The organism is Paenibacillus naphthalenovorans (assembly GCF_001465255.1).
Classification (GTDB): Bacteria; Bacillota; Bacilli; order Paenibacillales; family NBRC-103111; genus Paenibacillus_G; species Paenibacillus_G naphthalenovorans.
Genome location: NZ_CP013652.1, coordinates 1610894 through 1624065, shown reverse-complemented (window position 1 = coordinate 1624065; position 13172 = coordinate 1610894). Strand labels below are relative to the sequence as shown.

Sequence of the window (13172 nt, the reverse complement as noted above, 5' to 3'; positions counted from 1 at the left end):
ACCGAATCAGCAATGAGTTTAAATCCCCCTTACCATTAACTGAACTTCAGCGGACTACATTCTTGGCCTAAATCAGGAATCGGAACAGATTCTTGACGTTGAATTGTAACAAGAATTTGTTCCGATAAAATAAAAGCCCATGATTTAGTTGCTTGTAATTTGCACCGTCTTTGTAGTTTCCTTCCACTCAACTTTTGTCCCTAGTGATTCACTGATAAAGCGAACTGGCACAAGGGTCACGCCATTTTTTATTATTGGTGGAGCATCTAACTTTGTTAATTCACCATTAATGATTGCAGAATCACTATCTATCGTTAATTGTATGGTGGTTTGCCCTTTATGTGCAGTTACTGTAGAAGTTTCGGCATGCCATTCTATTTCGGCACCCAAAGATTCAAAAATTTTGCGCATCGGAACCAAGGTTGTTCCATCAACCAATATAGGTAGTTGTTCGAACTCGAGTACCTTTTCATCAATTTTAACGCTAATTAAGTTGTCTACAAAATCTTCATTCTCATTACTTTTAATCCAAACTGGTTCTGTCCTATACCATTGCGTTCCATCTCCCGTATAGCCTCTGCCCCAAGAAAATAAAGTCCCGTCTTCTCGAAGCGCCATAGAGCGGAAACCTGTACCGTGTGCCGCGATCTTTATTATTTTATGTAGACCTTTAACTTAACAGGTACGTTGCTATCTTCATAAGATCCTATTCCTAATTGCCCGCCTAAATTTTGACCACTTGCCCAAACAGTTCCATCTCTTTTTAAATAGAGTGGTCCGCCTGCAGTATCTCCGATGGAAGATTTTTTGAAGGGGCGTCAAATCGATACATTGATTCTCGCGGGTGCGACGACAAGCGGAAGCATCCGGGCGACGGCTGTCGAAGCGCTGCAGAGGGGATACAAGGTGGTCATTCCAAAGGAGGCGGTAGGTGACCGCAATCAGACAATCCAGAACATCACCCTATTGGACTTAAATGCGAGATACGCCGACGTCGTGAACGCCGACAAGGTACTGAAAAATATGAAGCCTTCCCTCGAATCCACTTAATATAAACATCGCAGTCCCAGATCAGTCACTCCTTCCCGCCCATTCCCGGGCATAAAAATAACCCTGATCGGCCTCGGGGTTCCACTCCTTTATTTAACATGCGGACTTTCGTTAGTTGAATAACGGGCAGTCCTTTATTATTCTAATTTTACCGAAGGAATCAAATTTTGCGCCCCAGTTTGCAATTGCCCGTTTGCGCGCTTTTGCGTTTGGGTTGCTTTTTCTCGTAAGCACGGAGAGCGGCGCTTGTCAATGGCGACGTTACTGCCATCCAGGATGTCTTCCTGTTGACAGCGTGTGACCAAATCCTCAAAAAGCTGTTTTGCCAAGCCCTTCTTCGTCAGTTCTGCGAAAACTCGGCTTAATGTGGATATGGAGGGAGCTTCCCGATCCAGAGGAAGACCACACTGATAACGAAACCGGTGATCCGTATCCAAATGATGATGCAATCCCGTAAAGGTATCGATTCCTTCAAGTGGCGCAGCCAAGAGTGCTCGTAGAATACCTTGTCTGCAGTATCCGTCAGCGCCTCGGGGTGAACGGCTCCTCAATTCCTTGGCATACGCTGAATAAGATGGGCAATCGCTCCTTGGGTTGTATTTTTAATAGTTCTTCGAAGGAACACAGACATACTTGGAGAATATACAAAGTGACTTCCTCCCTTGGTTGTTTTCGGGTTTGGTCACTTGAAAACTTCTCCAAGTTGGGGTGTCTTGGTTAATTTCAAAATCTTTCTTGCTTCATCGGGGGTTGCGATTTCCTTGCCTAATTCGGCAACAATACGTTCGTTCTGTTCACAAACTCCGCATTGGATTTCGCTAAGACTCCGAGCTCGATTCCGCGGTAATCGACAGCTCGGGCGACATGCGTTTTCTTGGCAATGTCGGCTCTGACCACAAGGGTCGATTCGGTAATTTGTAGAATGCGTTGATTCTGCTTTTTGGATTGCTTATACTTCATGTAGAGCGTCCTCCTTTAATTAGGGCAGTGAATGTGCATCATTCCGAGACCCAGCATACAGGAGGCGCTTTTTTCATTCATAGCATGTAAAAGGCGTTTATGTTTTCTTATCGATTGCGTATTTTCGCCGTTTCAAGCTGCTTTTATTCAATGCTTCATTCCAGGCATGCTGCTCATATTGTGTCCGTTTTCTCCACCCGTATCAGGCTGCGTTCCCGCATTGGCATTGCCGCTGCCATGTCCTCCATGGCCTGCTCCGGATTCGGAGACGATCTCCAGCATGGCATCTATTTCCCCTTGTGCCGCGGCGCTCAGCACGTCTTCGCCCCCTGTTAACCAGGCATGATTGTAAGGTCCTTCCGCAGGAGTCCTCTTATACTTCGGCTGAATCGACATGACATAGGACATGACGGCCTCCGGCATGCTGTCCTTATCCGTCCAAAGCATCGGCGCATGTTTGCCCAAATGGGAGAACGGTGCGGCAGCCAGGGCCAAAGCCGGGGAATCCTTGCTCACGAAAGAGAAGTTGTGTCCCGGTGTTGTTATTCCCCACCCAAAATCCGTAACGGGATCTTTGTATTTCGCGAAGGCAACGGCATTTTCGTAAGGATCTTTCCCGGCGATCCGGACGACACTTCCGAATTGCCCCAATTGGGTTTCCACACTGGCCGATACCACCGATTCCGGTCCAAGGATATAGATGTTTGCTTTTCCTCCCCGCGTCTTTAAAGCATCGACGGTTTCCTGCGGAATTTCGTCTTTTGTGACATAAAGCAGCGGTTCCGGCATATGGGCGATCCAGTTTACAGCAGGCATGGTATATTCCTGGCTATCCATCGAACCCACGATCACTGAAGGAGGATTCTCTTTAGTGACATGCGCATAATAGGCATCAACCGCTTTGGCCACCGCCGCATGATTTCCGCCTGCAATCTTGTCCGTTTTCAGCCCAAGCTCCTTCACCTGTTCTTCTACCTTTGGATCGAGATCGCCGACCAGAATGACCTGGATACCGTTGTTCATGGGCACACCTGCAGGCTTTAACCGCTTCAACTCATTCAAGGTGACTTCGGGAATCCCGTCTTTATCCACGAAAAGCACTGGGCCGTTATTCGGATGATGAATCAGATTCGCACTGACAAGCGCCGTTTGCCAATCGTCCGGATTCGCGAGCACGACACCGCCCGGTCTGTTCTCGTCGCCGGTAGCCATCCACAACGTTTGCGAAACCAGTACGGCCGCCTCCGCGGGATCACTCGTATTGATGCGTGTCGTGTTTTTCGATCCCACCCACGGCATGTTAACCGCCAAGACCGGTTGACTTTGTCCGGAACCGGCCTGCTGCTCCACATTCCCCATGTTATGCCCCTCGTGCTGCGGGGAAGAATCCGTAGCATGGAAGCATCCCGTTAAGGCCAAGGCCGTAACCACGGAAACAATTCCGACTTTCATTGTTTTGTTCATTACACTCCACCTTCCTGTCTTTATGGTTTTTCATTTTGCGAGATTGTGCCCGCTAATGTCCAAACCAATCCGCTGCAATAAGAATAACCACCGCTTTTGAAGATCTTGTGAAGAATGATGATTTGCCGGTTAAAAAGAACGGCTTACTTTAGGAATTCGGATATAAAACGTGGTCCCCTGACTGCTTTCCGCCCAAATCTGTCCCCCGTGAGCGTTAACCAGCTTCTTTACGATGGTTAACCCCAAACCGCTGCCGCCGGTTTTCCGGTTTCGCGACTTGTCCCCCCGGTAAAACCGCTCGAAAATATACGGCAAATCCTCCCGCGCAATACCGCTGCCCGAATCCTGAACGGCAATAAGTACGTGTTGTTCCTCCTCTACAGCTTCAATTCGCACTTCCCCGCTCTCCGGAGTGTATTTGAGGGCATTGCCAAGCAGATTGACCAACACCTGAATCATGCGTTTGCGGTCCGCAACAATCCGGATGTCCGGACTGCAGCTAAACGAAAGCTTAATCTTTTTTTCAAGATAAGCGGCGGAAACCAAGTCCACCCCTTTGGCAATCATGGAAACCAGAGGCTCTTCTTTTCGTTCCAAATGAAATGCCTGAGATTCCATATGGGTCAGGTCTTCCAGTTCTGCTACCATGTCCGTCAACCGTTCAATCTCCTCGTAGCAGGAATGGATGCGTTCCGGAGTCGGTTCCCAAACGCCGTCTTCAAACGCCCGCATATGGCTTTTTAAAGTGGCGAGCGGCGTTCGAAGTTCATGCGCGATGTCTTCGGTCATGGTGACCCGAAGTTGCTCTTGTTTGTGCAATTGCTCGGCCAGTTTGTTTAGCGAACTGCCCAATTCCGCAAGCTCGTCCTTGCCGTCGAGTTTCACCCTGGCGTCCAGCTGGCCGTCCGACATCCGTTCCGCGACCCGTTTCATGTCGACAAGGGGGGCCGAAATACGTTTCGCTGTATAAAAACCGATCAGAACCGAAAGGACGATGGAACCGGCAAACGTCCACAAGATCGATTGAATGAGCGCCTGTTCCAAGTGATAACCCAGCTGCGGAAAATCATGATGCGCGCCTGCAACCTGTGCCTGATACATGGAAATATGATAATGGGTTCCCCAAATAATGCTGACCGTCGAAATCAATAAAATGCCCGTCGCTATTGCAATGATCAGCATCGCCAGACGGGTGTGCAAGCGCTTATTCATCGGGCACCACCTGAAAAGCGATAACCGTAACCATAAACTGTAACGATATATCGGGGGTTTTTCGGATCCGGCTCGATTTTGTGGCGTATATTTTTAACATGCTGGTCAATGGTCCGAATATCGCCTTCGAATTCATAACCGAGCACTTTATCTGCCAATTCCTCACGTGAAAAATGCCGCTGCGGATATTTGGCCAAAGCAAGGAGCAGCGAGTATTCGTTCGGCGTTAAATTCACTGGTTCTCCATTGCGAAGGACGATTCGTTTCAGCGAATCGATCACCAAATGGCCATTGTTGAAGGCTATGCGGTCAGCAAGCAAATGACGGTCATCCGTTCGGCGCAGGATCGCCCGGACCCTGGCCACGACCTCGCGCGGATCGAAAGGCTTGGTCACATAATCATCGGCGCCAATGGACAAGCCTTTGATTCGATTGTTTTCCGACACTTTGGCGGTAAGCATGAGAATTGGAACGGAATGGTTTTGACGTATGGTTTGGCATACAAGCTCCCCCTCCATATCCGGCAGCATGAGATCGAGTATGACGAGATCGACCGGCAGGTTTTGCAGAGTATACAACGCCTCTTTTCCGGTTGCCGCTTCTAATGTTTTAAACCCTTCCTTGTTAAGATAGGACACCATGACATCGCGAATTTTCTCCTCGTCATCCACCACCAAAATCGTTTTCATGACCATCCTCCAAACACGTTTCTTTGATTACTTTACCACTGACTTGTGAAGAAATGATGTAGGCTTCCAACAATTCTTTCCATTCGCTTATATTTTTAATAACCTTGTTCCCTACTCATCCTATTTTCGTGTGAAAAAGCACGCCAGCCGTCACTTTTTTTCACGAATTTCTTTGCAGATCTGCTCAGCGATTTCTTGCACGCTTTTTGTCCCGAGATCCCCTTCCCCGCGTTTTCTGACGGCTGCTGTGCCGGAGGTTGCCTCGTTTTCACCGAGTATCAGCATATAAGGAATTTTCTCCAACTGAGCCTCGCGGATTTTGTAGCCCAATTTTTCGTTACTCCCGTCGACCTCGACCCGTATACCAGCGTTCCGGAGCGCTGCCTTCACTTGAAAAGCATAGTCGAGGAATGGAGCCGACACCGGCAGCAGCTTCACCTGAACCGGCGCAAGCCAAAGCGGAAATGCGCCGCTGTAGTGTTCCGTTAAAATGCCAATGAACCGGTCAATGGAACCATATACGGCACGATGAATCACGACTGGCCGGTATTTCCTGTTGTCTTCGCCGATGTACGACAGGTCAAATTTCTCCGGCATCTGAAAATCCAGTGTGCCCCGGACAATTCATCGGTTTGAGCGCGAATTTTGTTTCGTCAACCTCGGTAAAGTACATATTTTCACGGTAATGATCCCAGTGGCCTGACTTCTCCTACAGCCTTTGTTTCATGATAAACGGTGTGCGTACTTCTTCATAATCCCGTTTTTGCTGCATATTGCGCAGGAAGTTTTCAAGCTCCGTCCGGATGACCATCCCTTTTGACAAGTAGAATGGCATACCCGGCGCTTCTTCGGATAACATAAACAATCCGAGCGCTTTGCCCAGCTTCCGGTGATCGCGCTTTTTGGCTTCTTCAAGAGGTTTCATATGCTCATCGAGCTGCCCCTTTTTCGAGAATGAAGTCCCGTAAATACGCTGAAGCATTTTATTCTTTGAGTCACCGCGCCCATAAGCTCCGGCAACATTCATCAGTTTGAATGCTTTGATCCGGCCGGTGGAGGGCAGATGCGGTCCGCGACAAAGGTCTGAAAACTCTCCCTGCATATATATGGTAATCACTGCATCCTCGGGTAAATCGCGAATAAGCTCCAGCTTTAGCGGCTCTTCAAGTGCTTCGAACATGTTTACGGCTTCTTCGCGACGAATCACACGACGGGTGATCGGCAGGTCCTCCTGCACAATCTTCTCCTTCTCTTTTTCGATCGCATCAAGGTCGTCGTTCGTGAGCGGCTTCTCAATGTCGATGTCGTAGTAAAACCCGTCAGCGATAACGGGGCCTATTCCGAGCTAGACGGCCTTAACCCCGTATATGCGCTTCATGGCTTGCGCCATCAAAATGCGCCGTACTGTGACGATAGACCTCCAGCCCATCCTTGCTGTCAAGTGTAATGATTTCCCATCCTCTTCAATCGGAGGTTTACATCGACCAGCTTGCCATTGATTTTTCCTGCCACGGCTTCTTTCTTCAATCTTGCACTGATGGACTCCGCCACTTGCTCAATAGTTGTGCCGCGTTCGTATTCCCGAATCGCTCCATCGGGTAGTGTCACTTTTATTGCCATTAGAAACCCTCCGTCATCCATTTGATCTTTATTTTGAACGCAAAAAAGCGCACTTGTCCGAAAGGGACGAGTGCGCTCGTGGTTCCACCCTAATTTGACTCGCAAAGAAGCGAGTCCTCATTCGTTTCTATAACGGGAATACCCGGCGAAGTTTACTCTCAAGGATGTTAACCCTGATTTCCATATCGCAGCTACAAGGTGGTAAATCCTTAGGATTACCGAAGAGGCTTTCAGCCGATGACCTCTCTCTCTCTGGTCGGATCTCGTTAAGAATTCTTGCCCTTGATTACAGCTTTTATTTTTCACATATAATATCGCTTCGAGTTTATCATGTCAAGCCAACACGATTCATTTGCAAGAATAATAACAGGAGCAGCTCACTTTCATGCTGATCCATCGGATGACAAGGATTTGTTAGAACATACGTTTCTCTCTACTGGATTTATCGTGCCCTCCTCTACACGGTCCGCCTCATACTCGCTCCCAAATTGCCGCGATGCCTTGCCCCCCGCCAATACAAAGGGATGATACGCCAAATTTCTTGTTTCTGCGCCGCAGCTCGTACACAAGTGACAATGTAATTCTCGCACCGCTTGCCCCAAGCGGATGCCCTATCGCGATGGCCCCTCCGTTCACGTTGCCGAGCTCCGGATCGAAGTCAAGCTCCTTCTGGCACGATAAGTATTGAGCGGCAAAGGCTTCATTGATTTCGATCAGATCCAGAGACTGTATAGACATGCCTGCACGCTTAAGTGCTTGCCGAATCGCTTCTACCGGGCCAATGCCCATGATTTTCGGCTCTACGCCGACAATTCCCCATGAAACTAATCGAGCGATGGGTTTCAGGTTGCTTCTTTTGATGCCGTCCTCCGATGCGATGACCGTCATGGCTGCACCATCGTTGATACCGCTTGCGTTGCCGGCTGTGACGACCCCGTCCTTCGTAAAACGAGCAGGCAGCTTTGCCAGCGCCTCCATGGTCGTTTTCCGTGGATGCTCATCCTGATTCACCACCGTATCGCCTTTACGAGATTTTATGATAACCGGTACAATTTCCTCCGCAAAAACACCCTTCTCGATGGCCGTTAACGCTCTCTCCTGACTGCGGAGGGCAAAGGCGTCAACTTCTTCTCTGGTGAATCCATATTTGACGGCAAGATTTTCTGCTGTCATCGCCATCGTGCAATCGCCATAAGGATCGTAAAGCGCCTCCCACAGATAATCCTCCATCGTTGATTTCCCCAGCGGAATGCCCCACCGGGCGCCTCGAACAACATGCGGCACCTGACTCATATTTTCCGCTCCGCCGGCTAATGCCAAGTCGGATTCACCAAGCATGATCGATTGCGCCGCATTCACGATCGCCTGCAAGCCCGAGCCGCATAGGCGATTGACTGTCAGGCCCGGCACGTGCTTGGGCACGCCCGATTTTAATCCAGCGTGCCGGCCCATATAAATCGCATCCGTACTCGATTGAATGACGTTCCCGAGGACGACCTGGTCGATCTCTTCAGGAGCCACATTCGCCCTTTCCATCGCTTTCTTAGCGCTTTCCACTGCAAGTTCTATAGCAGAGACATCCTTAAAGGAGCCTCCAAAATCCCCGAAGGCGGTGCGCGCCCCGTCTATCAAATACACCTCGCGGTTCACCATGCCTTTCCTCCTCCGATATGGAATTTCCCCTGCAGTACGCAGGGAATGCGTTTCGCGTATTTCGCCACTCCGCCATCAACAGCATAATTTTGTCCAGTAATAAAAACTGCATCGTCGCTTGTGAGGAAGAAGGCCGAACCAACGAGATCGTTCGGTGTCGCGACCTTCTTAATCACTTGCGAAGCTGTTATTGCGAAGAAACTTTTGGGCGCTCGACAAGCTTCCGTTTCATCCCGCCCTGCGCAGCCAATGCACCTTTTTCCACCCATTCGATATGGGCTCGGAACACTAGCTTCTGGCGGATCGCGAGCTCTATGTCGAGTTTTAATGCTTCCAATTCTCCCGCATCGGGTTCGTACTCTACCTGAATTCGTACAGGAGGCTGTACGTTCGGGCCTGCTCCGTCCGCAAATATCCGTATTTCCCCAGTGGTCCTCGGCCTGAAGGAAGAAACGACATCCGCTACCGCGGACGGATATACATTTACACCTTGTACAATCAGCATGTCGTCCGCCCGGCCTACGCAGCTAATCCGTATGCCTGTTCTACCGCAATCACACGTTCCGTCGCCCACCACTTCCACAAGATCTCCAATCTTAAACCGGATCAACGGAGTACACTCACGATGAATGGCTGTATACAGCAGTTCACCGACTACACCCTTTTTCGCCTCGATCACCTCTCCAGTGAGCGGATCGAGCAGCTCCGGAATGATATAGCCTTGACCGAAGAAATGCATGCCGTCTTGGCATTCACATTCGCTCCAAATGACAGTACAAAAGTCTGCCGTTCCCATGCAGTCGTATACTTTCGCGCCCCACGTTTCTTGAATTTGGCGTCGGACGTCGGGCAAGCCGGCACCCGGCTCCCCGCCCAAACCAATGTTCTTGAGCCCTATGGATCGAGGATCCAGGCCGAGCTCATCTTGGGCAAGCCGAGCCAAATAAGTAATAAACGAAGGGGTGGAGATCGCGAAGTCGGCGCCTGTGATTTGCAGCACGCTCAGCGTTCGCGCCGGTTCGTTGTTTCCGCTCGGAAGCACCGCCGCCCCGAGATGCTGCAAGCCTTCATAAAAGCTTAAGCCTGCGATCCACCAACCGAACGTCAACGGCACCCAAGCCCGGTGCTCGGGCCGGCAGCCCATCGCCCACATGCAGCGGGCGACCAGATCCCGCCACATCTCCCGGTCTCGCGCCGACGCTCCAACAAGCGTAGGCTTCCCTGTAGTGCCCGAGCTCGCGTGAATGCGTCCGATTTGTTTCCAGTCGACGCACGCATGACCGCCAAGCGGAGGATACAATTCCTGACTCATTCGAACCTCTTGTTTCGTCGTAACGGGAAGCTTAGCAAGATCGGAAAGCTTGAACGTTTCTGCATCGATTCCCTTGAACTTCTCTTGGTACATCGGCGAATGTTTCAACACCCAAGAAAGCTGCTGGCGCAATCTGCTCTCCTCCAGTGAATGAAGCGAACCCGGTACGCTTGTTTCCAGATCTGGGGCCCAATAGATCCGATCCATCGGATCACACCTCCTTGATTATGGATTAATCAGCATTTTCCATTGGTCGATGCGGCTTTGAAATTCACGTGCCGTTACTCGCCCGAACCAATCCGATTCACTTGTAAAGAGCAGACAACCAGGTTCCAGGGCAAATGCGCGCAGCGCAGCCGCCTTATCCGGTGTTAACGGATCGTTACCTACTATGGCCCCGTACGTGCCCACGGATTTCAGCGCATCCGAGAGCTTCGGAGAACGGATCGGGTCGATGCAAGGGATGACGCCCCTGTCCGCATCAAGCATCGTGTCGAGCCAAAGATCGGCGGAACCGGCCAGATGCAGCGCGGGAATGGATTGATAAAATCGAATCGTCCCCCAGATCGGCGCCGTTACAGCGAGGTATTCGTCGGTATCCTGCGGAGGGTGCTCGCCAGCCTCTACCAGCCAAATCAAATCTGCGCCGCTTTCGCACACCACGCGAGCCATGCGAAGCACAGCATCTGCAGCCTTGTCCAGCGCGACACCCCCGGCGTCCGAAATCCGCCGCGGCCCTTGAAGTGCCACGGCCACCGCCGCTTTGTCCCCGAGCATCTGCTTCAACCGCTTGACCGTCTCTACCAGCACAGGCATCCGCCCCCCAGAGGCGAGGGCGGGATCGCCCTTGAACGGATAGGAGTTCGGACGAGGCGGATATACCGACCAATCCAGTTGCGCCCCGAACGCTTCCCACTCGATGTTCGATCCCGATTCCACAACGACCACGTCCAGCCCCAGCGCCCGCTGCAAATCGCGCAGCGTATTAGCCATCTTGGTCGAATTGCTCAAAAATTCCCTGGGCGAGAGACCCGCCATTTCGCCGGCCGCAGCGCAGACGAGCGGGGCGAGGAGCTTCCGCCCCGCCCGTCCGCCCGTCAATACGGTATTCAACAATTCTTTAGGAGAGGACATGAGTCAAGTGCCTCCTTCTTACATTCTCATCATCATGTCGGTCGATTGACCTTCCGGCCAGGAGCCGAAAGAGTGCAAGATTTCTTCCGCAGGCTTTAACTTTTCCCATTCCTTAATGAATGCAGAGTACGGTTTGCCGCGGCCTCGGCGAGCGGCTCTCTCCTCGTTCCGGAGACGGTTGGTCGCTTCCACGTCGACCTTATGCGCCCTTTCATCAAAGATGACCTTATACATTTCGGCGGCTGTTTCATTCGTGATAATTTGGTTGATGACGTCTTCTCCGACCGATTCCGGATCGGCTTCAAGCGGATCTCCGTAGCCGGCGCCGCCTGCGGAGAAGCCGTATGCCATCACGTCGCCTTCGTTATAGGGGCGAGCGGATCGGCCGAAGAACTCAATCTCCCAGCTGCCTTCAATCCAACGCTCCGTCAGTGTTTCTTTCACTTCCAGACGATGACTCGTTCCTTCCTTCATCTTCTGCACGACATCCGCATTACGGATGCCGATGCCCGGTACCGTGCAAGGCGCATACCCGCCGAACAAACCTTGCGGCGTCTGTACCTTCGAGTTGTCGGCAATTGCCATAAAGAATACTTGCGGGACTTGGTGCGCAACCCACATCTGAGCGGTGCCGACGCCACCGCGGTTTTTGCCATGGCCGCAAGAATCTTTCCAGTGCTGCGAGAGCGGAATGAGCAGCGGGAATTCGTTCTCCATGAGCTCTACGTTCGGAGCGCGGCCGAAAGGGCACCACGGGAACCCGAACGCATTCATCCCTTTGAGCGCGGGGCGACCGCCCTGGCCCTCCGTGTTGATCGAGTAGGCAATCATGTCCGCGAACGGCAAGCCCCATTGTGACAAGCCGGCGATCACCATCGCGTTGCCGGCATTAGAGGACGAGGCTACAACCTTGTCGGCATCCTGCGTGCAGAACATCATCTTGGCGAACGCATTCGCGCTGGCGGACATGACGCCCGTACAGATCATGACCGCATTGGAGGTCGCCGCCTTCGGATCCGGATTCAGAATGGTTCCTTTCGGAATGCGAAACTCGATCGGCTCAAACGTGGCGCTCGAGATCGGCAAATCATAGAACACGTAGGAATAAATGTAGTTGGCCACGTGACCGACAACAGCCTGCACATGAGCATGATAGCTTGAATAGTTTTCCGGCGACGTCCCCGTGAAATCGTAGATCAGTTTGTCGCCTTTCTTCTCAAGCGTCAGCGACGCATTGCGAATTAAGCCGTGCTTTACCCCTACCGCGTCGGAGAACGTAACGCAGCGGAATTTGCCGTCCGGCCAGGATGCCAAACGTTTTGTCGCGCCTTCCCTAGCCACCTCAAGCATTTTTCGCAGCAGGCCAACGACGAATTCAGTGCCTTCACGGTCCGCAAGCTCGATCAGGCGCGTTCGTACCCGGTCCGCAGACGTCGCCCGCGCCTTCAAATCTGTCACCATCATCTGCGGCGCGCGAATGCCGTATGCCGTGAACACTTCAATCCAGTCCTCCCGAAGCTCGTGATTCTCTCCGATCTTCACAGGCGGGAGACCAAGCCCTTCTTCGAACCTCGAGGTTGCGGATACAGGCATTCCCCCCGGCTCAATCGCTCCGGTCTCGGTCATATGGCTCGCCGCTCCGGTCCAAGCGATCAGCTTGCCGTTGTGGAACACAGGCGTGATACAAACCATGTCCGGGTTATGGATACCGCCATAGAGCGCGTCGTTTGCAAACCAGACGTCGCCGTCGTTGATACCCGGGTTTTTACTGTAATTCTTAATGATGTATTTGATAATAATCGGCTGAATGATGGCGTGAAGATAAGTGCCCGCCGCGGAGTTGACCAAATCTCCGTTCGCGGTAAAGATCGCTAGCATAACGTCGCCGGACACCCCCATGTTCGAACGCGAGGAACGCTGGAATACCTCTAACGCTTCATCTACGATATCGTTCGTCCGCTGATAGCCGATTTCGTAATCCCCTGGAGAGAGTGTCTCCATCGCCGCAATTTCTTCGGGCGTAGCTGGCTCCATTTTAATCATGGTCAGTTTCTGTTCCGGTGTAGGCATTGGCATAT

Annotated in this window: 11 protein-coding genes, 3 pseudogenes and 1 other annotated feature; of the genes and pseudogenes, 1 reads left to right on the top strand and 13 read right to left on the bottom strand. The window is 51.6% G+C overall.

Annotation, left to right across the window (positions count from 1 at the left end; all coding sequences use genetic code 11):
* Positions 1-144: 144 nt before the first annotated feature.
* Entirely contained in the window at positions 145-618 is a 474-nt protein-coding gene (locus IJ22_RS07780; RefSeq protein ID WP_082660736.1) for a copper amine oxidase N-terminal domain-containing protein, read from the bottom strand.
* A 35-nt stretch (positions 619-653) separates the two neighbouring features.
* Complete coding sequence (locus IJ22_RS27160) at positions 654-797, bottom strand: RCC1 domain-containing protein (protein WP_145862576.1); 144 nt, start codon at positions 795-797, stop codon at positions 654-656.
* Between IJ22_RS27160 and IJ22_RS07775 the strand changes: the two genes are divergently transcribed.
* Positions 796-1050 carry an isochorismatase family protein gene (locus IJ22_RS07775; RefSeq protein ID WP_062408331.1) on the top strand — a complete coding sequence of 85 codons (255 nt, stop codon included), beginning with the start codon at positions 796-798 and terminating at the stop codon, positions 1048-1050. The genes IJ22_RS27160 and IJ22_RS07775 overlap by 2 nt on opposite strands.
* Before the next feature lie 150 nt (positions 1051-1200).
* Here IJ22_RS07775 and IJ22_RS07770 read toward each other — a convergent pair.
* The 11 genes and pseudogenes from IJ22_RS07770 to IJ22_RS07725 all read right to left on the bottom strand — a co-directional run.
* Positions 1201-1698 (bottom strand): annotated as a pseudogene (locus IJ22_RS07770) (transposase); the annotation flags it as partial.
* Between the two features lie 141 nt (positions 1699-1839).
* Positions 1840-2010, bottom strand: a pseudogene (locus IJ22_RS26520) (IS110 family RNA-guided transposase); the annotation flags it as partial.
* Between the two features lie 147 nt (positions 2011-2157).
* Positions 2158-3474, bottom strand: a complete 1317-nt coding sequence (locus tag IJ22_RS07760; RefSeq protein ID WP_082660735.1) for a cell wall-binding repeat-containing protein — start codon at positions 3472-3474, stop codon at positions 2158-2160.
* 129 nt (positions 3475-3603) lie between these two features.
* Positions 3604-4686, bottom strand: a complete 1083-nt coding sequence (locus IJ22_RS07755; protein ID WP_062408329.1) for a sensor histidine kinase — start codon at positions 4684-4686, stop codon at positions 3604-3606.
* On the bottom strand, positions 4683-5375 hold the full coding sequence (locus tag IJ22_RS07750) for a response regulator transcription factor (protein WP_062408328.1): 693 nt from the start codon (positions 5373-5375) through the stop codon (positions 4683-4685). Before IJ22_RS07750 ends, IJ22_RS07755 begins: the two co-directional genes overlap by 4 nt.
* A 150-nt stretch (positions 5376-5525) precedes the next feature.
* A pseudogene (locus IJ22_RS07745) lies at positions 5526-6995 on the bottom strand (threonine--tRNA ligase).
* A gap of 59 nt (positions 6996-7054) precedes the next feature.
* Positions 7055-7294 (bottom strand) — a binding site (T-box leader).
* A 172-nt stretch (positions 7295-7466) separates the two neighbouring features.
* The gene (locus tag IJ22_RS07740; protein ID WP_201023604.1) at positions 7467-8648 is read right to left on the bottom strand and encodes an acetyl-CoA C-acetyltransferase; all 1182 of its coding nucleotides are present in this window, start codon (positions 8646-8648) and stop codon (positions 7467-7469) included.
* The gene (locus tag IJ22_RS27155) at positions 8642-8917 is read right to left on the bottom strand and encodes an SDR family oxidoreductase (protein WP_082660734.1); all 276 of its coding nucleotides are present in this window, start codon (positions 8915-8917) and stop codon (positions 8642-8644) included. Before IJ22_RS27155 ends, IJ22_RS07740 begins: the two co-directional genes overlap by 7 nt.
* Positions 8836-10167 (bottom strand): phenylacetate--CoA ligase family protein, encoded by a 1332-nt coding sequence (locus IJ22_RS07735; protein ID WP_062408327.1) that lies wholly within the window; start codon positions 10165-10167, stop codon positions 8836-8838. The genes IJ22_RS27155 and IJ22_RS07735 overlap by 82 nt, the downstream gene beginning before the upstream one ends.
* A gap of 18 nt (positions 10168-10185) precedes the next feature.
* Positions 10186-11094, bottom strand: coding sequence for a uroporphyrinogen decarboxylase/cobalamine-independent methonine synthase family protein (locus IJ22_RS07730; RefSeq protein WP_062408326.1), 909 nt, complete (start codon positions 11092-11094; stop codon positions 10186-10188).
* 18 nt (positions 11095-11112) lie between these two features.
* Positions 11113-13170: a hydantoinase B/oxoprolinase family protein gene (locus IJ22_RS07725; RefSeq protein ID WP_062408325.1), complete on the bottom strand. Its 2058-nt coding sequence runs from the start codon at positions 13168-13170 to the stop codon at positions 11113-11115.
* Positions 13171-13172: the final 2 nt, after the last annotated feature.

Bases quoted from the DNA above. Each gene is read 5' to 3' on its own strand.
- IJ22_RS07780 (WP_082660736.1), bottom strand. From the start codon at position 618: ATGGCGCTTCGAGAAGACGGGACTTTATTTTCTTGGGGCAGAGGCTAT.
- IJ22_RS07775 (WP_062408331.1), top strand. From the start codon at position 796: ATGGAAGATTTTTTGAAGGGGCGTCAAATCGATACATTGATTCTCGCG.
- IJ22_RS07760 (WP_082660735.1), bottom strand. From the start codon at position 3,474: ATGAACAAAACAATGAAAGTCGGAATTGTTTCCGTGGTTACGGCCTTG.
- IJ22_RS07755 (WP_062408329.1), bottom strand. From the start codon at position 4,686: ATGAATAAGCGCTTGCACACCCGTCTGGCGATGCTGATCATTGCAATA.
- IJ22_RS07750 (WP_062408328.1), bottom strand. From the start codon at position 5,375: ATGAAAACGATTTTGGTGGTGGATGACGAGGAGAAAATTCGCGATGTC.
- IJ22_RS07740 (WP_201023604.1), bottom strand. From the start codon at position 8,648: ATGGTGAACCGCGAGGTGTATTTGATAGACGGGGCGCGCACCGCCTTC.
- IJ22_RS27155 (WP_082660734.1), bottom strand. From the start codon at position 8,917: ATGGGTGGAAAAAGGTGCATTGGCTGCGCAGGGCGGGATGAAACGGAA.
- IJ22_RS07735 (WP_062408327.1), bottom strand. From the start codon at position 10,167: ATGGATCGGATCTATTGGGCCCCAGATCTGGAAACAAGCGTACCGGGT.
- IJ22_RS07730 (WP_062408326.1), bottom strand. From the start codon at position 11,094: ATGTCCTCTCCTAAAGAATTGTTGAATACCGTATTGACGGGCGGACGG.
- IJ22_RS07725 (WP_062408325.1), bottom strand. From the start codon at position 13,170: ATGCCAATGCCTACACCGGAACAGAAACTGACCATGATTAAAATGGAG.